Raw genomic sequence first — 20,747 nt, forward strand, 5'->3', positions numbered from 1 at the left:
AATATCCTCAATATGTTAAAAATGGAATCTGTTGCGCTTCGCGATTGCCGAGTACGCCTATGTCTTCGAGTATTTCCAGCACGTTGCGGCCTTCGCGCACGCCGTCAATAATTCGCCGGGCCGACAGGCTGTCGCCGATATTCATGATTTTTACGTTGTTGTCGGCGGCCCACTGGGCGATGTCGTCGAGACCTGCACGGTTGGCGCGCATTCCCAGGCACACAAAGCCGTAGTCGAAGGGAATATCGAACGTGCCGCTGGCGGTATTAACGGTGAAATGGTCTGGAGCGACGGCGGTTAATCGGGTCTGCATGTGTTGCTCCACCTGGTGTTCTTCCAGCATGGTCAACATCGCGTTTTTGGTAATAATGTCGAGGTCCTGTCCCGGCGCGTCCTGCATTTCAATCAGCACCGTTTCGGCGCCGCGCGCGGAGAAGTATTCGATGACGTCCAGGCCGACGGCGCCGCCGCCAACCACCACAATGCGTTTACCTGCGGCATCGGCAAAGGCGTCAAGGTGTTCAATCATGCCGGTTATTGAGAACAGGCGGCCACCCTTGGCGTCAATGTTCTCGCGCAGGCCGTCGATCGGCGGCAGTAGGGGAAGCGAGCCGGTGGCGTTAACGATGAGCTGTGGATGCAGCGCGGCGACTGAAGCGACGTCGGCGCGTTTACCGACCTGCAGCATCAGATTGCTTAGCCCGGAAAGGCGGTTTTTCATAAACTGCGGGAAATCGGCGATGCGCTTTTTCTCCGGCAGCAGCGCAATGGTGCTGGCCAGGCCGCCGACGTGGCTTTTCTCTTCCAGCAGCCAGGTGTTGCAGCCGACTTCCGCGGCGGTACAGGCGGCTTCCATTCCGGCCGTGCCGGCGCCGATTACCACGACGTTGGTTTCGCGCGAAACACGCTGCTGTTTGTAAGCGTCGCCGTGGATGATGTCCGGGTTGATCGAGCAGCGCAGCGGGCGAGAGCGGGCGATGCGGTGATCCGCGCAGCCGATATTACAGGAGATGCATTTGCGCATCAGACGCTCATTGCCGCTTTGTACTTTCTGCACCCATTCAGGCTCGGCAATCAACCCACGACCAATGGCGATCAGATCGGCATCGCCGGTCGCGAGGATATCTTCGGCGATTTTTGGCGAACGAATGTTGCCGGCGATCACCGTCGGCTTATGGAATTTGTCGCGTACCGCGCGGGAGAGATAGCGCTTCCAGCCATCTTCCAGCGACATCTGGTCGATTTGCAGGTTCAGGTTATCGTTCTGCGCGGCAGAGACGTTAATAATGTCGACTTTGTCCTGACACAGTTCGAGGATGCGCAGCGAATCTTCCAGCGTGTTGCCGCCCTTTAAGAAATCGTCGGCGCTGATGCGTAGACTTATTGGGAAATGCGGCCCGACGCAGGCGCGAACCTTATCGATAATCAGGCTTAATATGCGGGTGCGGTTTTCGATACTACCGCCGAATTCGTCGGTACGTTTATTAAATAGCGGCGATAAAAACTGGCTAATTAAATAGGAGTGGCCGCCATGAATTTCTACACAGTCAAAACCGGCGCGGCGTACGCGCTCCGCGGCGTCGCCAAATTTGTCTACCGCGTGATAAATTTCTTCATGGGTCATTGGCCGCGGAATATTACCGTGCTTTTTCGACGGCGTGCTGGAAGCGGAAAGCGGCGTCTGCCCATTCAGGCGATAAGCATAAGCCGAAGCGCCAGCGTGATTTAGCTGAATCGCTACGCAGGCGCCGTGTTTATGAAGGGTTTCGGTTAATTTAAACAGACGCGGAATATATTGATCGTTATCGATACGTAACTGCGTTGTACCATTGGAGGCGAAGGGAAAATCGATGCAGATATTTTCCACGGTAATGAGCCCGGTACCGCCTTTCGCCCGCAGTTCGTAGTATTCAAGCTGTTCCTGCGAGACTTCGCCATTCAGGGTGGCCATATTGGTACCCATCGGCGGCATGATAATGCGATTTTTTATGGTCATCCCGTTGATAGTTAGCGGGCTGAATAGATGAGGATAGTGGCTCATTTAGGCTCTCCACAAGAACGGCAGGCGGCCCACGTTGTGAAGCAGGCGACGTGACGTATCTAAAGTTAATATTTCTCTGTCAGGAAAGATAACGAGCCGGGGAGGGGAAAAATAATGCTTTTTTTTGTGCTGAGCTATAGGGGTTTTCTATGGAGTTAACCGTTAATTCACATATTGGACGGTTTGTTTTAAATACTTCTGCTGATTATTTACTTGTCATTGTGGATCTATACAAAAATAGCCCGGCAACGCCGGTATAAATGCACGATGAGGTACGGGAAGGATAAATTTATCTATAAATTATACGTAATAATAGGCGCCGGAGAGAAACACAAAGAGAAAGCCCGGCTTGTTCGCCGGGCTTGAAGGTTAGTTCATAAAGGCGGGCTGTTGGCGCTCGTAGGCGGAAATCGCCTCTTCATGCTGCAGCGTCAGGCCGATGCTATCCAGACCGTTGAGCATGCAGTGGCGGCGGAAGTCGTCGATTTTAAAGCTGTAGGTTTTATCCCCGGCTTTAACCACCTGCGCTTCAAGGTCTACTTCAAAGCTGATGCCCGGGTTCGCCTGTACCAGCTTGAACAGCTCGTCCACCTGCTCATCGCTGAGCGTCACCGGCAGCAGTTGGTTATTAAAGCTGTTGCCGTAAAAGATATCGGCAAAGCTTGGCGCAATCACCACTTTGAAACCGTAATCGGTCAACGCCCACGGCGCGTGCTCGCGCGAGGAGCCGCAGCCGAAGTTTTCACGCGCCAGCAGGATAGACGCCCCTTTATATTGCGGGAAGTTCAGTACGAACTCCGGGTTCGGTTGCTGCCCCTGGTCGTCGAGAAAACGCCAGTCGTTAAACAGGTGCGCGCCAAAGCCGGTACGCGTTACTTTCTGCAGGAACTGCTTAGGAATGATCGCATCGGTATCGACGTTTGCGGCATCCAGCGGAACCACCAGGCCAGTATGTTGGGTAAATTTCTCTGCCATGATGGTCTCCTTATTTCAAGTTACGAATATCGGCGAAATGGCCGGTCACCGCTGCCGCCGCGGCCATTGCCGGGCTGACTAAATGAGTGCGTCCGCCGCGGCCTTGACGGCCTTCAAAGTTACGGTTGCTGGTAGAGGCGCAACGTTCGCCGGGATTCAGGCGGTCGTTGTTCATCGCCAGGCACATGGAGCAGCCCGGTAAGCGCCACTCAAAACCGGCGTCGATGAAAATCTTATCCAGACCTTCGGCTTCCGCCTGCGCTTTCACCGGGCCGGAGCCGGGAACCACCAGCGCCTGTACGCCCGGCGCCACTTTACGCCCTTTGGCGATTTCCGCCGCCGCGCGTAAATCTTCGATTCGCGAGTTAGTGCAGGAACCGATAAAGACTTTATCGATCGCGACCTCGGTCAACGGCACGCCGGATTTCAGCCCCATATAGGCCAGCGCTTTTTCGGCGCTGGCGCGCTCGACCGGATCGCTGAACGATGCCGGATCCGGGATAATATCGGTGACGGAGATGACCTGGCCGGGATTGGTACCCCAGGTGACCTGCGGCGCAATCTCTTCTGCCTGCAGCGTCACCACGGTATCGAAGGTGGCGTCATCGTCGGTTTTCAGCGTTTTCCAGTATTCCACCGCGTCGGCGAAATCCTGGCCCTTCGGCGCGTGCAGGCGGCCCTGCACGTAATTGAAGGTGGTCTCGTCCGGCGCGACCAGACCCGCTTTGGCGCCCATTTCGATTGCCATATTGCACAGAGTCATACGGCCTTCCATGCTCAGGTCGCGAATGGCTTCGCCGCAGAATTCGACCACGTGACCGGTACCACCGGCGCTACCGGTTTTGCCGATGATCGCCAGCACGATGTCTTTCGCGGTAATGCCCGGCGCCGCTTTGCCACGAACTTCGATTTTCATCGTCTTCGCGCGACCCTGTTTCAGGGTCTGGGTCGCCAGTACATGTTCAACTTCAGAGGTGCCGATACCGAATGCCAGCGCGCCGAATGCGCCGTGAGTGGCGGTATGGGAATCGCCGCATACGATGGTCATCCCCGGCAGGGTGACGCCCTGTTCCGGGCCCATGACGTGTACGATGCCCTGGAATGGGTGATTTAAGTCATACAGCTCAACGCCAAACTCTTTGCAGTTCTTAATCAGCTCCTGCATCTGAATACGGGCCATTTCGCCGGAGGCGTTGATATCTTTGGTCTGCGTTGAGACGTTGTGATCCATGGTGGCGAACGTTTTGCCCGGCTGACGCACCGGACGACCGTGCGCGCGCAGCCCGTCAAACGCCTGCGGAGAGGTGACTTCGTGCACCAGATGGCGGTCGATATACAGCAGTGGGGTTTCGTTCTGCGCTTCGTACACCACGTGCGCATCAAACAATTTTTCGTATAAGGTCTTCGCCATGATTACACCCCTTCCGCGACATAGCGGGCAATGATATCGCCCATTTCATCTGTACTGACCGCCGCCGTACCGCGCGCTAAGTCGCCGGTACGAATGCCTTCTTCTAATGCGCGGTTGATAGCGCGTTCAATGGCGCTCGCCGCGTCGCCCGCATCCAGGCTGTAGCGCAGCAGCAGCGCCAGCGACAGGATTTGCGCAATCGGGTTGGCGATATTTTTGCCCGCGATGTCCGGCGCCGAGCCGCCCGCCGGTTCATACAGGCCAAAACCTTGCTCGTTGAGGCTGGCGGACGGCAACATGCCCATAGAGCCGGTGATCATCGCGCACTCGTCGGACAGGATGTCGCCAAACAGGTTGGAGCACAGCAGGACATCGAACTGCGACGGATCTTTGATGAGCTGCATAGTGGCATTATCGATATACATATGCGCCAGCTCGACATCCGGATACTCTTTGCCAATCTCGTTGACGATTTCGCGCCACAGGATAGAAGACTGCAGGACGTTAGCTTTATCGATTGACGTCACTTTGTGACGACGCTTGCGCGCCGATTCAAAGGCAATACGCGCGATACGCTCGATTTCAAAGCGGTGGTATACCTCGGTGTCGAAGGCTTTTTCATGCTGGCCGCTGCCTTCACGGCCTTTCGGCTGACCGAAGTAAATGCCGCCGGTCAGTTCGCGCACGCACAGAATGTCGAAGCCGTTGGCGGCGATATCGGCGCGCAGCGGGCAGAACGCTTCCAGCCCCTGATACAGTTTAGCCGGGCGCAGGTTGCTGAATAATTTGAAGTGCTTACGCAGCGGCAGCAGCGCGCCGCGCTCCGGCTGCTCGGCCGGCGGCAGATGTTCCCACTTCGGGCCGCCGACGGATCCGAACAGAATCGCGTCAGCCTGCTCGCAGCCATCAACGGTGGCTTGCGGCAGCGGCATGCCCTGACGGTCGATGGCGATGCCGCCAACGTCGTACTGGCTGGTGGTGATACGCATTGAAAAACGGTTACGAACGGCTTCCAGTACTTTCATCGCCTGGTTCATCACTTCCGGGCCAATTCCATCACCCGGCAAAACGGCAATATGATAATTCTTCGACATTACACGGTTTCCTTGTTGTTCTCTTTATTCTGAGCTTGGCGTTGCAATTCTTTTTCGACTTCGGCGGCGCGCCAGATATTGTTCAGCACGTGTACCATCGCTTTTGCTGACGATTCGACGATATCGGTCGCCAGACCGACGCCATGGAAGCGGCGACCGTTGTATTCCACAACAATGTCCACCTGACCCAGCGCATCTTTGCCGTGGCCTTTGGCGCTTAAGCCATACTTCACTAAGTCGATGTTGTAGTCCGTCACGCGGTTGATCGCCTGGTAGATAGCGTCAACCGGGCCGTTGCCGTTGGCGGCTTCGGTTTTGATTTCATCACCGCAGGCCAGCTTGATAGAGGCGGTAGCGATATCGCTGGAGCCAGACTGGACGCTGAAGTAGTCGAGACGGAAATGCTCTGGTTCTTCCTGCTGTTTGTTAATGAAGGCCAGCGCCTCCAGGTCGTAGTCGAAGACCTGGCCCTTTTTATCCGCCAGCTTCAGGAAGGCGTCATACAGATGATCCAGGTTGTAGTCGCTCTCTTTGTAGCCCATCTCTTCCATACGGTGTTTCACCGCCGCGCGGCCGGAGCGTGAAGTCAGGTTCAGCTGTACCTGGTTCAGGCCGATGGATTCCGGGGTCATGATTTCGTAGTTTTCGCGGTTCTTCAGCACGCCATCCTGATGAATACCGGAAGAGTGGGCGAAGGCGCCGGTACCGACGATAGCTTTGTTAGCCGGGATCGGCATATTGCAGATTTGGCTGACGGTCTGGCTGGTACGCCAGATTTCGTGGTGATTGATGTTGGTGTGCACGTTCATAATGTCTTTGCGCACTTTGATCGCCATGATCACTTCTTCCAGCGCGCAGTTGCCGGCGCGTTCGCCGATACCGTTCATCGCGCCTTCTACCTGACGCGCGCCAGCGTGGACGGCGGCGAGGGCGTTGCCGACGGCGATGCCTAAATCATCATGGGTGTGGACTGAAATAATCGCTTTATCAATGTTTGGTACGCGTTCATACAGGCCGCTGATGATGTTGGCGTATTCAAACGGCATGGTGTAGCCGACGGTATCCGGGATATTAATGGTCGTGGCGCCAGCGCGGATAGCCGCTTCGACAACGCGAGCCAGATCGTCGATCGGCGTACGGCCTGCGTCTTCACAGGAAAATTCGACGTCATCGGTATAGTTACGCGCGCGTTTCACCATGTAAATAGCGCGCTCGATGACTTCATCCAGCGTACTGCGCAACTTGGTGGCGATGTGCATCGGTGAGGTGGCGATGAAGGTGTGAATACGGAATGCTTCCGCCACTTTTAAGGATTCCGCCGCCACGTCGATATCTTTCTCAACGCAGCGCGCCAGCGCGCACACGCGGCTATTTTTGATGGTGCGAGCGATGGTCTGCACCGATTCAAAATCGCCTGGGGAAGAAACCGGGAAACCGACTTCCATCACATCGACGCCCATACGTTCAAGGGCCATGGCTATTTGCAGCTTCTCTTTCACGCTCAGGCTGGCCTGTAACGCTTGTTCCCCATCACGTAAGGTCGTATCGAAAATAATGACTTGCTGGCTCATGGTTTAGATCCTTAATCTGTTGCCTGGCGCCTTGCTTCGAGCATAAAAAAACCCGCGCAATGGCGCGGGTTTAGTGTCTTGCTGGAAGATGACTTAACGCTGAACGTCGCCCAACAGCCTACCGCGCACAATGGATGCGTTTAGTAGTAGTAGGCTGGTGAAGCGAGTAGTGCGAATCATGCGTCATACTCCAGTTGAAATCGATATGCTTTTAGAGTTACTGGATAGCGGTTTTGATGTCAACCCCAGGCAAGATAAAAACTGTTTTTCACAAGCCTGGTGAATTAGCTAATTGTGCTGGATTATCCCTTGTTTCGCCGACGATCCTATTTGAGACATTTATCTGCCTCTGGAAAAATAAAACAATTAGAAAAAATTTTTATCATAAAGGGGGGCGATAAAGACAGGAGGGAAGAATGTGCTTATCTTAATGAAACATAAGGGATTAGTGGTGTTGTCGTTGCTGGTTTTGAGAATTTTAGGCGAGAGGAAGGATAACAAAGTGTTAATTAATAGCAGAGGGAAAATAGATAGTTAATTGATACTTAAATTGCAATTAACTAATAGTGGTGTTGTTTATTCCTGTGATCTATGGGTACACTTTATATCATCAAGTAAATGATATGTTTTAGGCGGGTTCCGGTGATGTCCTGTGAGGTTTTTCGTCGCTACTCATAACCTTGATATATTCCTAAAATTCAACTTTACCCTTTTGCAGATTTAATATGCATGATAAATGCTATTGTCTTAATTAATTACTGCACTTTGGTAAAAGGAATTTAGCGTGACGGTGGAGTTAGATATGTTAATTGAAAATACTGAATATAAATCAGCCCCGGGACAGGAAGTCGTTAAACCACAACTGCGGATGGTGGATCTCAACCTGCTGACCGTCTTTGATGCGGTGATGCAGGAACAAAATATTACCCGCGCGGCCCATACTCTCGGCATGTCCCAACCGGCGGTAAGTAACGCGGTATCTCGTCTTAAGGTGATGTTTAATGATGAACTGTTTGTTCGCTATGGGCGCGGCATTCAGCCAACGGCGCGGGCATATCAGCTGTTTGGCTCGGTACGCCAGGCATTGCAACTGGTGCAAAATGAGCTGCCGGGTTCCGGTTTTGAACCGCTGAGTAGCGAACGCGTATTTAACCTCTGCGTTTGTAGCCCATTGGATAATTACTTAACCTCGCTAATATTTAATAAAGTTGGTGAAATCGCGCCAAATATTCATCTGGTCTTTAAATCAGCGCTACATCAAAACACCGAACATCAGCTGCGTTATCAGGAAATTGAATTTGTTATCGGCTATGAAGAGTTTCGTCGTCCTGAGTTCGCCTGCATACCTTTATTCAAAGATGAAATGGTTCTGGTTGCCAGCCGTAAACATCCGCGTATTTCCGGGCCGTTAACGGAAGCGGATATTTATCAGGAAGAGCACGCGGTCGTCGCATTGGATCGTTATGCGTCATTTAGCCAGCCGTGGTATGACTCCGTAGATAAACAATCCTGTATTGCTTATCAGGGCAATGCCATGGTCAGCGTATTAAATGTAGTTTCGCAAACCCACATGGTGGCGATAGCGCCACGCTGGTTAGCCAATGAATTCGCGGATAAATTAGACCTGCAGATATTACCGCTGCCGCTGAAGGTAAATAGCCGCACCTGCTTCCTCTCCTGGCACGAAGCGGCCGGTCGCGATAAAGGCCATCAATGGATGGAAGAGTTACTGGCGAATATCTGCCAGCGCTAATTGCCGTTATCTACAAAGGGGAGCGAAAGCTCCAGCTTATCTGAATAAATAGCCAAAAAGCAGAATATTATTCTGTTTATCACCGCGGGTTCTCGCAACCCGACGGTGAAAAATGGATGATTTTCTGCCGTAAGCCATTTTCCCCGAGTATTGGCTGTCTCATTTTGCTATTCATGAAGCAATCCTCCATATATTTCTCCAGATGCTTTCTTTTCTGCTTTTGAGACCCGCTGCAGACCCCGGCAGGCGAATTGCCTGCCTGTTGGCGAGCAGTTATGGTAATGCACAGCAAGTCGTTCACCTCAATGCGCTGCCGCTGGCGGCGCATCATACGACGCGCGCGGAAAATGACTTCCGCCGTCGTGAAAACAATAAGCCTGGAGGCAAACCATGGAGATGTTGTCAGGAGCCGAGATGGTCGTCCAATCGCTTGTCGATCAGGGCGTCAAGCAAGTATTCGGCTATCCCGGAGGCGCAGTCCTCGATATCTATGATGCATTACATACCCTCGGCGGCATTGACCATGTGCTGGTGCGCCATGAGCAGGCGGCGGTGCATATGGCCGACGGGCTGGCGCGCGCGACTGGCGAAGTCGGGGTGGTGCTGGTGACCTCCGGCCCGGGAGCGACAAACGCTATTACCGGTATTGCAACGGCTTACATGGATTCTATTCCGCTGGTCATTCTTTCCGGGCAGGTCGCGACCTCGCTGATTGGCTACGATGCCTTCCAGGAGTGCGATATGGTGGGGATCTCGCGGCCGGTGGTCAAACACAGCTTCCTGGTGAAACAGACTGAAGATATTCCAGGTATTCTAAAGAAAGCGTTCTGGCTGGCCGCCAGCGGCCGTCCAGGGCCCGTGGTGGTCGATTTGCCGAAGGATATTCTTAATCCGGCGAAGAAGCTGCCTTACGTTTGGCCGGATGCGGTTAGCATGCGTTCCTATAACCCGACGACCAGCGGCCATAAAGGGCAAATTAAACGCGCGCTGCAAACGCTGGTGGCGGCGAAAAAACCGGTCGTGTACGTTGGCGGCGGTGCAATCAATTCGCAGTGCGAAGCGCAGCTGCGTACGTTGGTCGAAAAGCTGAAGCTACCGGTGGTCTCTTCATTAATGGGTTTAGGCGCTTTTCCAGCGACTCATCAGCAGGCGCTGGGGATGTTGGGGATGCACGGTACCTATGAAGCCAACATGACTATGCATCATTCTGACGTTATTTTTGCAGTTGGCGTCCGCTTTGACGATCGCACCACCAACAATTTGGCTAAGTATTGCCCGAACGCCACTGTGCTGCATATTGATATCGATCCCACGTCGATCTCCAAGACCGTCCCGGCGGATGTGCCGATCGTCGGCGACGCGCGTCAGGTGCTTGACCAGATGTTTGATCTGCTTGAACAGGAAGAGAGCCAGCAGCCGCTGGATGAGATCCGCGACTGGTGGCAGCAGATCGAACAGTGGCGTTCCCGCCATTGCCTGCAATACGACACGCAAAGCGGCAAGATCAAACCGCAGGCGGTGATTGAAGCCATCTGGCGCCTGACCAACGGCGACGCTTACGTGACTTCCGACGTCGGCCAGCATCAGATGTTCGCCGCGCTCTATTATCCATTTGATAAACCAAGACGTTGGATTAACTCCGGCGGCCTCGGCACGATGGGCTTTGGCCTGCCTGCGGCGCTGGGCGTGAAGATGGCGCTACCGCATGAAACCGTTATCTGCGTGACCGGGGACGGCAGCATCCAGATGAACATTCAGGAGCTTTCCACCGCCCTGCAGTACGAACTGCCGGTACTGGTATTGAACCTGAATAACCGTTACCTCGGGATGGTGAAGCAGTGGCAGGATATGCTCTATTCCGGCCGCCATTCGCAGTCCTATATGGAATCGCTGCCGGACTTCGTGCGCGTCGCTGAGGCTTATGGCCACGTCGGTATTCGCATCAGCGAGCCGCAAGAGCTGGAGGCTAAACTGGCGGAAGCGCTGGAGCAGGTGCGTAATAACCGTCTGGTGTTCGTTGATGTAACGGTTGATGGTAGCGAGCATGTTTACCCCATGCAGATCCGCGGCGGCGGCATGGACGAAATGTGGTTGAGCAAAACGGAGAGAACCTGATTATGCGCCGGATATTATCTGTATTACTGGAGAACGAATCGGGGGCATTATCCCGGGTGATCGGCCTGTTTTCCCAACGCGGCTACAATATTGAAAGCCTGACGGTAGCGCCAACCGACGATCCGACGTTGTCCCGCATGACCATCCAGACGGTGGGCGACGAAAAAGCCATTGAGCAGATCGAAAAGCAATTACATAAGCTGGTGGACGTGCTGCGGGTTAGCGAACTGGGCCAGGGCTCCCACGTCGAGCGTGAAATCATGCTGGTGAAAGTGCAGGCCAGCGGTTATGGCCGCGAAGAGGTGAAACGCAACACCGAGATATTTCGCGGGCAGATTATTGATGTCACGCCTTCTATCTATACCGTGCAGCTTGCCGGAACCAGCGATAAGCTGGATGCCTTCCTGGCCTCCTTGCGCGACGTCGCGCGCATTGTTGAAGTGGCGCGCTCCGGAGTGGTCGGCCTGTCGCGCGGCGATAAAATCATGCGCTAAACGCTGAAAAAATGACGTAAAAATAGCCCGACACAAACTGTCGGGTTATTTTTTTGCGAATTCCGTAGGAACTGTGGACGAAAGCGGTTGCCGCGCTAACTATTCTGCGTTTAGATGTTATAAAAATGGATCTCTATACTCTAATGAGTATATCTATTTAATGGTTGTTTTTTGTACTTCTTACCCAAGGGGCAATTGTGAAACTGGATGAAATCGCCCGGCTGGCCGGTGTTTCAAGAACCACCGCGAGCTATGTGATTAATGGCAAAGCGAAGCAGTATCGCGTCAGCGATAAAACGGTCGAGAAGGTGATGGCGGTGGTGCGCGAGCATAACTACCACCCGAATGCGGTCGCTGCTGGCCTGCGCGCAGGACGCACGCGTTCAATTGGTCTGGTGATCCCGGATCTCGAGAATACCAGTTATACCCGTATTGCGAACTATCTGGAGCGTCAGGCGCGTCAGCGCGGCTACCAGCTGCTGATCGCCTGCTCGGAAGATCAGCCGGATAACGAAATGCGCTGTATTGAGCATCTGCTGCAGCGCCAGGTGGATGCCATTATCGTTTCGACTTCACTGCCGCCGGAGCATCCATTCTATCAGCGCTGGGCGAACGATCCTTTCCCGATTGTCGCGCTCGACCGCGCGCTCGATCGTGAACACTTTACCAGCGTCGTCGGCGCGGACCAGGACGACGCTGAAATGCTCGCCGCCGAGCTGCGCAAATTCCCCGGTGACAATGTGCTGTATCTGGGAGCGCTGCCGGAGCTGTCGGTAAGCTTCCTGCGCGAGCAGGGGTTCCGTTCGGCGTGGAAGGATGACCCGCGGGAAGTGAACTTCCTCTATGCCAACAGCTATGAACGCGAAGCCGCGGCCCAGCTGTTTGAAAAGTGGCTGGAAACGCATCCGATGCCGCAACTGCTGTTCACCACCTCTTTCCCGCTGCTGCAGGGCGTGATGGACGTCACGCTGCGCCGTGAAGGCAAACTGCCATCCGAACTCGCCATCGCCACCTTCGGTGATAACGAACTGCTCGATTTCCTGCAGTGTCCGGTGCTGGCAGTTGCGCAGCGTCACCGCGACGTTGCCGAGCGTGTTTTAGAGATTGTACTGGCAAGCCTGGATGAACCGCGTAAGCCAAAACCAGGCTTAAGCCGTATTCGTCGTAACCTTTATCATCGCGGAAGTTTGAATCGCCGCTGATCCATTAGCGAAAAAAGGTTAAGATTCTTCGTAGGTTATTCGCCAGATGGATTAGCATCTGGCGATAATCCATACAATTTACGTAGAGATTCGTAAATCTATTCGCTTTCAGACAAATCCCTAAACTTCTTTACGCCTTATTTTGTTTTATTCCTGAGAAAGATTTTTTTGTATCCAAATGGTGCAAGAAAATGCGCAATGCCATCTGTTAGTATTATTTTGTTACATTCATCGGAATAATTGCTGAATTAACAATCGCTTTATCCTGCCTTCATCGCCGTTGAGAGCGTCAGGCCGCGGCACAAGTGCTTCTCCGTCCACAACAGGCACTGTTAACGGACATCAGAATGGCCTAAAATGCCGCTCGCGTCGCAAACTGACACTTTATATTTTCCCGCTGAAGATATTTTGTCGCTTTTAACTGTTACGAGTTTGTTGGTTATTTTCTTACACGTATTCATAACGTTAATTTGCCTCGTTTGTTGGTGATTTATTCATCAGGGCTAATATCGGCTGTAAATAATGGGTTTTTGCGCTCCGTTGGCATTAGTGCTGGCTTGACAAGCTTTTCCTCCGCTCCGTAAACTCCTTTAGGTGGGAATTTGTGGGGTAAAGTGGCGAAAAGGGGTGAGGCTGGCATGTTCCGTGGAGCAACGTTAGTCAATCTCGACAGTAAAGGCCGTTTGGCTGTACCGACGCGCTACCGCGACGGGCTGATCGAGGATGCTTCTGGTCAAATGGTGTGCACCATTGACATTCATCACCCGTGCCTGCTGCTTTATCCTTTGCCTGAATGGGAAATCATCGAGCAAAAATTGTCGCGTTTGTCGAGCATGAATCCCGTTGAGCGGCGTGTACAGCGTCTGCTTTTGGGGCATGCCAGCGAATGTCAGATGGATAGCGCCGGACGATTGCTAATCGCGCCGGTGCTGCGGCAACATGCCGGGCTGACAAAAGAAGTGATGCTGGTCGGACAGTTTAATAAATTTGAACTGTGGGATGAAACGACCTGGTATCAACGGGTCAAGGAAGATATCGACGCTGAGCAGTCCGCTACCGGTGAACTGTCGGAGCGCCTGCAGGATTTGTCTTTATAAAATGATGGAAAATTTTAAACATACTACGGTACTTCTGGATGAAGCCGTTAACGGCCTGAATATTCGTCCAAATGGTATCTACATTGATGGAACCTTTGGCCGCGGTGGTCACTCGCGTCTGATCCTCTCCCAACTGGGGGCGGAAGGGCGCCTGCTGGCAATCGATCGCGACCCAACGGCTATTGCCGTTGCGAAAACCATCGATGACCCACGCTTTTCCATCGTACATGGTCCTTTCTCGCAGCTGGCTGACTACGTCGCCGAGCGCAATCTTACCGGCAAGATCGACGGTATTCTTCTCGATCTTGGCGTTTCTTCACCGCAGCTGGACGACGCGGAACGCGGATTCTCCTTTATGCGCGATGGTCCGCTGGACATGCGCATGGATCCGACTCGCGGTCAGTCCGCCGCCGAATGGTTACAGACCGCCGAAGAAGCCGACATCGCCTGGGTCATCAAAACCTTTGGCGAGGAGCGTTTCGGTAAACGTATCGCGCGCGCGATCGTTGAGCGTAACCGCATTGAGCCGATGACCCGTACCAAAGAGCTGGCGGAAGTTATCGCGGCGGCAACGCCGGTGAAAGATAAGCACAAACATCCCGCGACCCGTACCTTCCAGGCGGTGCGCATTTGGGTGAACAGTGAACTGGAGGAGATAGAGCAGGCGCTAAAAAGCTCGCTCGGCGTGCTGGCCCCCGGCGGCCGGCTGTCGATTATCAGTTTCCATTCGCTGGAAGACCGTATTGTGAAGCGCTTTATGCGTGAACAAAGTCGCGGTCCGCAGGTTCCAGCGGGGATCCCGATGACTGAAGAGCAGCTCAGGAAACTGGGCGGCCGTCAGTTGCGAGCACTAGGCAAGTTGATGCCGGGCGAAGAAGAGGTGGCAGAGAATCCACGCGCCCGTAGTTCAGTGCTGCGTATCGCAGAGAGGACGAACGCATGATCGGCAGAGTGACAGTAGCCTTAAGCAAAGTTAAAGGATCGTTAGGAAGCAACGAGCGCCATGCCTTGCCTGGCGTTATCGGGGACGATCTTCTGCGGTTTGGGAAGCTGCCACTCTGCCTGTTCATTTGCATCATCATAACGGCAGTGACCGTGGTGACGACGGCGCACCATACCCGTCTGTTAACCGCGCAGCGTGAACAATTGGTTCTGGAGCGTGACGCTCTGGATATTGAATGGCGCAACCTGATCCTCGAAGAGAACGCCCTTGGCGATCACAGTCGGGTTGAGCGGATCGCGACAGAGAAGTTGCAGATGCAACACGTTGATCCATCACAAGAAAATATAGTGGTACAGAAATAAGGATTATTGCGACGCATGAAAGCAGCGCCGAAAACGCCAAAAGCAAAACGTCAGGAAGAACAGGCCAACTTTATCAGTTGGCGTTTTGCGTTGCTGTGCGGATGTATTTTAATCGCTCTCGCCTTCCTGCTTGGCCGCGTCGCGTGGCTGCAGGTGGTGAGTCCGGATATGCTGGTGCGTCAGGGAGATATGCGTTCCCTGCGTGTGCAGGAAGTGTCAACCGCGCGCGGCATGATTACCGACCGCTCCGGCCGCCCGCTGGCGGTCAGCGTGCCGGTAAAAGCCATCTGGGCCGACCCGAAAGAGCTGCATGATGCGGGCGGCGTGACGCTCGATAACCGCTGGAAAGCGTTAGCCGATGCGCTGAACATGCCGCTGGACCAGCTGGCATCGCGTATCAACAGCAACCCGCGGATGCGTTTTATCTATCTGGCGCGTCAGGTGAACCCTGACATGGCCGACTACATCAAAAAACTGAAGCTGCCGGGGATACATCTGCGCGAGGAGTCTCGCCGTTATTATCCGTCAGGCGAAGTAACCGCTCACCTCATTGGCTTTACCAACGTCGATAGCCAGGGGATCGAGGGGGTTGAGAAAAGCTTCGATAAGTGGCTAACCGGCCAGCCGGGCGAGCGTATCGTGCGTAAAGACCGCTATGGCCGCGTGATTGAAGACATTTCTTCCACCGACAGCCAGGCGGCGCATAACCTCGCGCTGAGCATCGACGAGCGCCTACAGGCGCTGGTGTATCGTGAACTGAATAATGCGGTGGCGTTCAACAAAGCGGAATCAGGCACTGCCGTTTTGGTCGACGTCAACACCGGTGAAGTGCTGGCGATGGCCAACAGCCCGTCGTACAACCCAAATAATTTCGCGGGTACGTCCAAAGATACCATGCGTAACCGCGCCATCACCGACGTATTTGAACCGGGTTCAACGGTGAAGCCGATGGTGGTGATGACGGCGCTGCAGCGCGGCATCGTCAATGAAAATACCGTGCTGAATACCATTCCATATCGAATTAACGGCCACGAAATCAAAGACGTGGCGCGCTACAGCGAATTGACCCTGACCGGGGTGCTACAGAAGTCGAGTAACGTCGGCGTTTCTAAGTTGGCGTTAGCGATGCCGTCCTCAGCGTTAGTAGATACTTACTCACGTTTTGGGCTTGGAAAGGCGACCAATTTGGGGTTGGTCGGAGAACGCAGTGGCTTATATCCTCAAAAACAACGGTGGTCTGACATAGAGAGGGCCACCTTTTCTTTCGGCTACGGGCTAATGGTAACACCGTTACAGTTAGCGCGAGTCTACGCAACGATTGGCAGCTACGGCATCTATCGCCCGCTGTCGATTACCAAAGTTGATCCACCGGTGCCGGGCGAGCGCGTATTCCCGGACTCGCTCGTTCGTACCGTCGTTCACATGATGGAAAGCGTGGCGCTTCCCGGCGGCGGCGGCGTGAAAGCAGCGATCAAAGGCTATCGTATCGCGATTAAAACCGGTACGGCGAAAAAAGTGGGGCCGGATGGCCGCTACATCAACAAATATATTGCTTACACCGCAGGCGTTGCGCCCGCCAGCCACCCGCGTTTCGCGTTGGTGGTGGTGATCAACGACCCGCAGGCAGGTAAATACTACGGTGGCGCCGTTTCCGCGCCGGTGTTCGGTGCCATCATGGGCGGCGTATTGCGCACCATGAACATCGAACCGGATGCGCTGGCAACGGGCGAAAAAAGTGAATTTGTGATTAATCAAGGCGAGGGAACAGGTGGCAGATCGTAATTTGCGCGACCTTCTCGCTCCGTGGGTGCCAAATGCGCCGGAGCGAATTCTGCGAGAGATGACGCTGGACAGCCGCGTGGCGGCGTCCGGCGACCTCTTTGTCGCGGTACAGGGTCATCAGGCGGACGGGCGTCGTTATATCCCGCAGGCGATAGCGCAAGGTGTTGCTGCCATTATTGCTGAGGCGCAGGGCGAGGCCGCAGACGGCGAAGTTCGTGAGATGCACGGCGTGCCGGTCATCTACCTGAGCCAACTGAACGAGCGGTTATCCGCGCTGGCCGGGCGTTTTTACCAACAACCTTCGCAGCAGATGCGTCTGGTGGGCGTCACCGGTACTAACGGTAAAACCACGACTACGCAGCTGTTGGCGCAGTGGGCGAAACTGCTCGGCGAAACCAGCGCTGTGATGGGGACCGTCGGTAACGGCCTGCTGGATAAAGTAGTGCCGACCGAGAACACCACCGGCTCTGCGGTTGATGTTCAGCACGTGCTTTCCGGCCTGGTAGGGCAGGGGGCGACTTTCGGCGCGATGGAAGTCTCTTCTCACGGCCTGGTGCAGCACCGCGTGGCGGCGCTGCAGTTTGCCGCCTCGGTGTTTACCAACCTGAGCCGTGACCACCTCGACTACCATGGCGACATGGAACATTACGAAGCGGCGAAATGGCTGCTCTATTCCACCCACCATTGCGGCCAGGCCATCGTCAACGCCGACGATGAAGTCGGGCGCCGCTGGCTGGCGAAACTGCCGGATGCGGTGGCGGTGTCGATGGAAGATCATATCAATCCGAACTGCCACGGCCGCTGGCTGAAGGCGACCGCGGTCAACTATCACGACAGCGGCGCGACCATTCAGTTTGACTCGAGCTGGGGCAAAGGCGAAATCGAAAGCCGCCTGATGGGCGCCTTTAACGTCAGCAACCTGCTGCTGGCGCTGGCGACGCTGCTGGCGCTGGGCTATCCGCTGGCGGATCTGCTGAAAACCTCTTCGCGCTTACAGCCGGTGTGCGGCCGTATGGAAGTGTTCAGCGCGCCGGGCAAACCGACCGTGGTGGTCGATTACGCCCATACGCCTGACGCGCTGGAAAAAGCGCTGCAGGCCGCGCGTCTGCACTGTAGCGGCAAGCTGTGGTGTGTCTTCGGCTGCGGCGGCGACCGCGACAAGGGCAAACGCCCGCTGATGGGCGCTATCGCGGAAGAGTTTGCCGATATCGTGGTCGTGACTGACGATAACCCGCGTACCGAAGAGCCGCGGGCGATTATCAACGACATTCTGGCCGGCATGCTTGATGCCGGGCAGGTGAAGGTGATGGAAGGCCGCGCGGAAGCGGTGACCGGCGCGGTGATGCAGGCGAAAGCGAACGACGTTGTGCTGGTAGCGGGCAAAGGCCACGAAGACTATCAGATCGTCGGTAACCGCCGTCTGGATTACTCCGACCGCGTGACCGTCGCGCGTCTGCTGGGAGCGGTAGCATGATTCGCTTTACATTAAGCCAGCTCGCCGATATCACCCGCGGCGAACTGCAGGGTAGCGATATCGCTATCGATGACGTGACGTCCGATACCCGCAAAGTCACGGCGGGTTGCCTGTTTGTGGCGCTGAAGGGCGAGCGATTCGACGCGCATGATTTTGCCGAACAAGCGAAAGCGGCGGGCGCAGGCGCGCTGCTGGTAAGCCGCCAACTGGCCTGCGATTTACCGCAGGTGGTAGTGAAAGATACCCGTCTGGCTTTTGGTGAGTTAGCGGCCTGGGTGCGTCAGCAGGTGCCGACCCGCGTGGTGGCGCTGACTGGTTCGTCCGGTAAGACCTCGGTCAAAGAGATGACCGCGGCGATCCTCAGCCAGTGCGGCAACACGCTGTATACCGCCGGTAATCTGAACAACGATATCGGGGTTCCGATGACGTTGCTGCGTCTGAATAAAGATCACCAGTATGCGGTGATTGAACTCGGCGCCAACCATCAGGGCGAAATCGCCTGGACCGTCAGCCTGACGCGTCCGGAAGCGGCGCTGGTCAACAACCTCGCCGCCGCGCACCTCGAGGGCTTCGGCTCGCTGGCGGGCGTGGCGAAAGCGAAGGGTGAAATCTTTACCGGTCTGCCGCAAAACGGCACCGCGATTTTGAATGCCGACAACAATGACTGGCTGAACTGGCAGAGCGTGATTGGCGATCGCAAAGTGTGGCGCTTCTCGCCGAACGCGGCGAACAGCGACTTCACGGCGACCAACGTACATATCACCAGTCATGGCACCGAATTTACGCTGCAGACCCCGTTCGGCAACGTCGACGTACTGCTGCCGCTACCGGGGCGCCATAACATCGCTAACGCGCTGGCGGCAACTTCGCTGGCGATGGCGGTAGGCGCCGATCTGGCCGCGGTGAAAACCGGGCTGGCGCAGCTGCAAGCGGTGCCGGGACGTCTGTTCCCGATCCAACTGGCGGAAAACCAGCTGCTGCTGGATGACTCCTACAACGCCAACGTCGGTTCGATGACCGCCGCGGTACAGGTACTGGCGGAAATGCCGGGCTTCCGGGCGATGGTGGTCGGCGATATGGCTGAACTCGGTGCGGAAAGCGCGGCGTGTCATCGCGAAGTTGGCGAAGCGGCGAAAGCGGCGGGGCTGGATTGCGTCCTCAGCGTCGGTTCCCTGAGCGCGGATATCAGCAGCGCCAGCGGCGTGGGCGAACATTTTAACGATAAAGCCGCCGTCGTAGCTCGCCTGCGCGAGCTGCTGGCAGAGCATAAAATCATGACCATTTTAGTGAAGGGTTCACGTAGTGCCGCTATGGAAGAGGTAGTACGCGCATTACAGGAGATTGCGACATGTTAGTATGGCTGGCCGAACATCTGGTCAAATATTATTCCGGCTTTAACGTCTTTTCTTATTTGACGTTTCGCGCCATCGTCAGCCTGCTGACCGCGCTGTTCATCTCTCTGTGGATGGGCCCGCGCATGATCGCCCGTCTGCAAAAAATGTCCTTCGGCCAGGTCGTTCGTAACGACGGTCCGGAGTCCCACTTCAGCAAACGCGGTACCCCGACCATGGGCGGGATCATGATCCTCACCGCGATTACCGTTTCCGTCCTGCTGTGGGCTTATCCGTCAAATCCATACGTCTGGTGCGTACTGACGGTATTAATCGGCTACGGCATCATCGGGTTTGTTGATGATTATCGTAAAGTCGTGCGCAAAGACACCAAGGGTCTGATTGCCCGCTGGAAGTATTTCTGGATGTCGGTGATTGCGCTGGGCGTGGCGTTCGCGCTGTATCTGGCGGGGAAAGATACCCCGGCGACCGAACTGGTTGTGCCGTTCTTTAAAGACGTGATGCCGCAGTTAGGACTGTTTTACATCCTGTTGGCTTACTTCGTTATCGTTGGTACCGGCAACGCGGTCAACCTGACCGACGGCCTCGACGGCCTGGCGATTATGCCGACCGTCTTCGTCGCCGCCGGTTTTGCGCTGGTGGCGTGGGCCACCGGGAACATGAACTTCGCCAACTACCTGCACATTCCTTATCTGCGTCACGCCGGGGAACTGGTTATCGTCTGTACGGCGATTGTCGGCGCGGGTCTGGGCTTCCTGTGGTTCAACACCTACCCGGCGCAGGTCTTTATGGGCGACGTCGGTTCACTGGCGCTCGGCGGCGCGCTGGGCATTATCGCCGTACTGCTGCGCCAGGAGTTCCTGCTGGTGATTATGGGCGGCGTTTTCGTCGTGGAAACCCTGTCGGTTATCCTGCAGGTCGGCTCGTTCAAGCTGCGCGGTCAGCGCATCTTCCGTATGGCGCCGATTCACCACCACTATGAACTGAAAGGCTGGCCGGAACCGCGCGTTATCGTGCGCTTCTGGATTATTTCGCTGATGCTGGTGCTGATTGGCCTGGCGACGCTGAAGGTACGTTAATC

General features: G+C 55.2%; 17 protein-coding genes. 11 read left to right on the plus strand and 6 right to left on the minus strand.

The genetic code is table 11. From position 1 onward, the window contains the following. Positions 1-7 precede the first annotated feature (7 nt). The 6 genes from PGQ95_RS16515 to leuL form a co-directional block, all read right to left on the minus strand. A complete protein-coding gene (locus PGQ95_RS16515; RefSeq protein WP_430918776.1) occupies positions 8-2,041 on the minus strand; it encodes an FAD-dependent oxidoreductase in 2,034 nt (677 codons plus the stop codon). Positions 2,042-2,410: 369 nt separating this feature from the next. Further along, positions 2,411-3,016: a 3-isopropylmalate dehydratase small subunit gene (gene leuD, locus PGQ95_RS16520; RefSeq protein ID WP_015704393.1), complete on the minus strand. Its 606-nt coding sequence runs from the start codon at positions 3,014-3,016 to the stop codon at positions 2,411-2,413. A 10-nt stretch (positions 3,017-3,026) separates the two neighbouring features. After that, positions 3,027-4,427 carry a 3-isopropylmalate dehydratase large subunit gene (leuC, locus tag PGQ95_RS16525; RefSeq protein WP_047065212.1) on the minus strand — a complete coding sequence of 467 codons (1,401 nt, stop codon included), beginning with the start codon at positions 4,425-4,427 and terminating at the stop codon, positions 3,027-3,029. A gap of 2 nt (positions 4,428-4,429) precedes the next feature. Beyond that, positions 4,430-5,521: a 3-isopropylmalate dehydrogenase gene (gene leuB, locus PGQ95_RS16530; protein ID WP_015368262.1), complete on the minus strand. Its 1,092-nt coding sequence runs from the start codon at positions 5,519-5,521 to the stop codon at positions 4,430-4,432. Then, a complete protein-coding gene (leuA, locus tag PGQ95_RS16535; protein ID WP_087860894.1) occupies positions 5,521-7,092 on the minus strand; it encodes a 2-isopropylmalate synthase in 1,572 nt (523 codons plus the stop codon). Before leuA ends, leuB begins: the two co-directional genes overlap by 1 nt. 93 nt (positions 7,093-7,185) lie before the next feature. Beyond that, positions 7,186-7,272: a leu operon leader peptide gene (leuL, locus tag PGQ95_RS16540; protein ID WP_020079614.1), complete on the minus strand. Its 87-nt coding sequence runs from the start codon at positions 7,270-7,272 to the stop codon at positions 7,186-7,188. A gap of 604 nt (positions 7,273-7,876) precedes the next feature. Between leuL and leuO the strand changes: the two genes are divergently transcribed. The 11 genes from leuO to mraY all read left to right on the plus strand — a co-directional run bounded on the left by leuO (position 7,877) and on the right by mraY (position 20,745). Continuing rightward, a complete protein-coding gene (leuO, locus tag PGQ95_RS16545) occupies positions 7,877-8,845 on the plus strand; it encodes a transcriptional regulator LeuO (RefSeq protein WP_015368259.1) in 969 nt (322 codons plus the stop codon). A 390-nt stretch (positions 8,846-9,235) separates the two neighbouring features. Beyond that, on the plus strand, positions 9,236-10,960 hold the full coding sequence (gene ilvI, locus PGQ95_RS16550; protein WP_087860893.1) for an acetolactate synthase 3 large subunit: 1,725 nt from the start codon (positions 9,236-9,238) through the stop codon (positions 10,958-10,960). A 2-nt stretch (positions 10,961-10,962) separates the two neighbouring features. Continuing rightward, a complete protein-coding gene (gene ilvN, locus PGQ95_RS16555) occupies positions 10,963-11,454 on the plus strand; it encodes an acetolactate synthase small subunit (protein WP_015368257.1) in 492 nt (163 codons plus the stop codon). Between the two features lie 197 nt (positions 11,455-11,651). After that, positions 11,652-12,656: a catabolite repressor/activator gene (gene cra, locus PGQ95_RS16560; protein ID WP_087860892.1), complete on the plus strand. Its 1,005-nt coding sequence runs from the start codon at positions 11,652-11,654 to the stop codon at positions 12,654-12,656. 638 nt (positions 12,657-13,294) lie between these two features. Next, complete coding sequence (mraZ, locus tag PGQ95_RS16565) at positions 13,295-13,753, plus strand: division/cell wall cluster transcriptional repressor MraZ (RefSeq protein ID WP_015368255.1); 459 nt, start codon at positions 13,295-13,297, stop codon at positions 13,751-13,753. Between the two features lies 1 nt (position 13,754). After that, entirely contained in the window at positions 13,755-14,696 is a 942-nt protein-coding gene (gene rsmH / locus PGQ95_RS16570) for a 16S rRNA (cytosine(1402)-N(4))-methyltransferase RsmH (protein WP_113374413.1), read from the plus strand. Continuing rightward, positions 14,693-15,058 carry a cell division protein FtsL gene (gene ftsL, locus PGQ95_RS16575; RefSeq protein ID WP_015704398.1) on the plus strand — a complete coding sequence of 122 codons (366 nt, stop codon included), beginning with the start codon at positions 14,693-14,695 and terminating at the stop codon, positions 15,056-15,058. Before rsmH ends, ftsL begins: the two co-directional genes overlap by 4 nt. A 15-nt stretch (positions 15,059-15,073) precedes the next feature. After that, the gene (locus PGQ95_RS16580) at positions 15,074-16,840 is read left to right on the plus strand and encodes a peptidoglycan glycosyltransferase FtsI (protein WP_087860891.1); all 1,767 of its coding nucleotides are present in this window, start codon (positions 15,074-15,076) and stop codon (positions 16,838-16,840) included. After that, positions 16,827-18,314: a UDP-N-acetylmuramoyl-L-alanyl-D-glutamate--2,6-diaminopimelate ligase gene (gene murE / locus PGQ95_RS16585; protein WP_015368250.1), complete on the plus strand. Its 1,488-nt coding sequence runs from the start codon at positions 16,827-16,829 to the stop codon at positions 18,312-18,314. The genes PGQ95_RS16580 and murE overlap by 14 nt, the downstream gene beginning before the upstream one ends. Beyond that, entirely contained in the window at positions 18,311-19,669 is a 1,359-nt protein-coding gene (gene murF, locus PGQ95_RS16590) for a UDP-N-acetylmuramoyl-tripeptide--D-alanyl-D-alanine ligase (RefSeq protein ID WP_430918780.1), read from the plus strand. The genes murE and murF overlap by 4 nt, the downstream gene beginning before the upstream one ends. Beyond that, positions 19,663-20,745 (plus strand): phospho-N-acetylmuramoyl-pentapeptide-transferase, encoded by a 1,083-nt coding sequence (gene mraY / locus PGQ95_RS16595; RefSeq protein ID WP_087860888.1) that lies wholly within the window; start codon positions 19,663-19,665, stop codon positions 20,743-20,745. The genes murF and mraY overlap by 7 nt, the downstream gene beginning before the upstream one ends. Positions 20,746-20,747 lie beyond the last annotated feature (2 nt).

Origin of the sequence: Klebsiella sp. 141240 (genome assembly GCF_050600805.1) — a bacterium.
GTDB lineage: Bacteria > Pseudomonadota > Gammaproteobacteria > Enterobacterales > Enterobacteriaceae > Klebsiella > Klebsiella aerogenes.

Excerpts from the sequence above, each read along its gene's own strand:
- PGQ95_RS16515 (WP_430918776.1), bottom strand. The coding sequence starts at position 2,041 with ATGAGCCACTATCCTCATCTATTCAGCCCGCTAACTATCAACGGGATG.
- leuD (WP_015704393.1), bottom strand. The coding sequence starts at position 3,016 with ATGGCAGAGAAATTTACCCAACATACTGGCCTGGTGGTTCCGCTGGAT.
- leuC (WP_047065212.1), bottom strand. The coding sequence starts at position 4,427 with ATGGCGAAGACCTTATACGAAAAATTGTTTGATGCGCACGTGGTGTAC.
- leuB (WP_015368262.1), bottom strand. The coding sequence starts at position 5,521 with ATGTCGAAGAATTATCATATTGCCGTTTTGCCGGGTGATGGAATTGGC.
- leuA (WP_087860894.1), bottom strand. The coding sequence starts at position 7,092 with ATGAGCCAGCAAGTCATTATTTTCGATACGACCTTACGTGATGGGGAA.
- leuL (WP_020079614.1), bottom strand. The coding sequence starts at position 7,272 with ATGATTCGCACTACTCGCTTCACCAGCCTACTACTACTAAACGCATCC.
- ilvI (WP_087860893.1), top strand. The coding sequence starts at position 9,236 with ATGGAGATGTTGTCAGGAGCCGAGATGGTCGTCCAATCGCTTGTCGAT.
- ilvN (WP_015368257.1), top strand. The coding sequence starts at position 10,963 with ATGCGCCGGATATTATCTGTATTACTGGAGAACGAATCGGGGGCATTA.
- mraZ (WP_015368255.1), top strand. The coding sequence starts at position 13,295 with ATGTTCCGTGGAGCAACGTTAGTCAATCTCGACAGTAAAGGCCGTTTG.
- rsmH (WP_113374413.1), top strand. The coding sequence starts at position 13,755 with ATGATGGAAAATTTTAAACATACTACGGTACTTCTGGATGAAGCCGTT.
- ftsL (WP_015704398.1), top strand. The coding sequence starts at position 14,693 with ATGATCGGCAGAGTGACAGTAGCCTTAAGCAAAGTTAAAGGATCGTTA.
- PGQ95_RS16580 (WP_087860891.1), top strand. The coding sequence starts at position 15,074 with ATGAAAGCAGCGCCGAAAACGCCAAAAGCAAAACGTCAGGAAGAACAG.
- murF (WP_430918780.1), top strand. The coding sequence starts at position 18,311 with ATGATTCGCTTTACATTAAGCCAGCTCGCCGATATCACCCGCGGCGAA.
- mraY (WP_087860888.1), top strand. The coding sequence starts at position 19,663 with ATGTTAGTATGGCTGGCCGAACATCTGGTCAAATATTATTCCGGCTTT.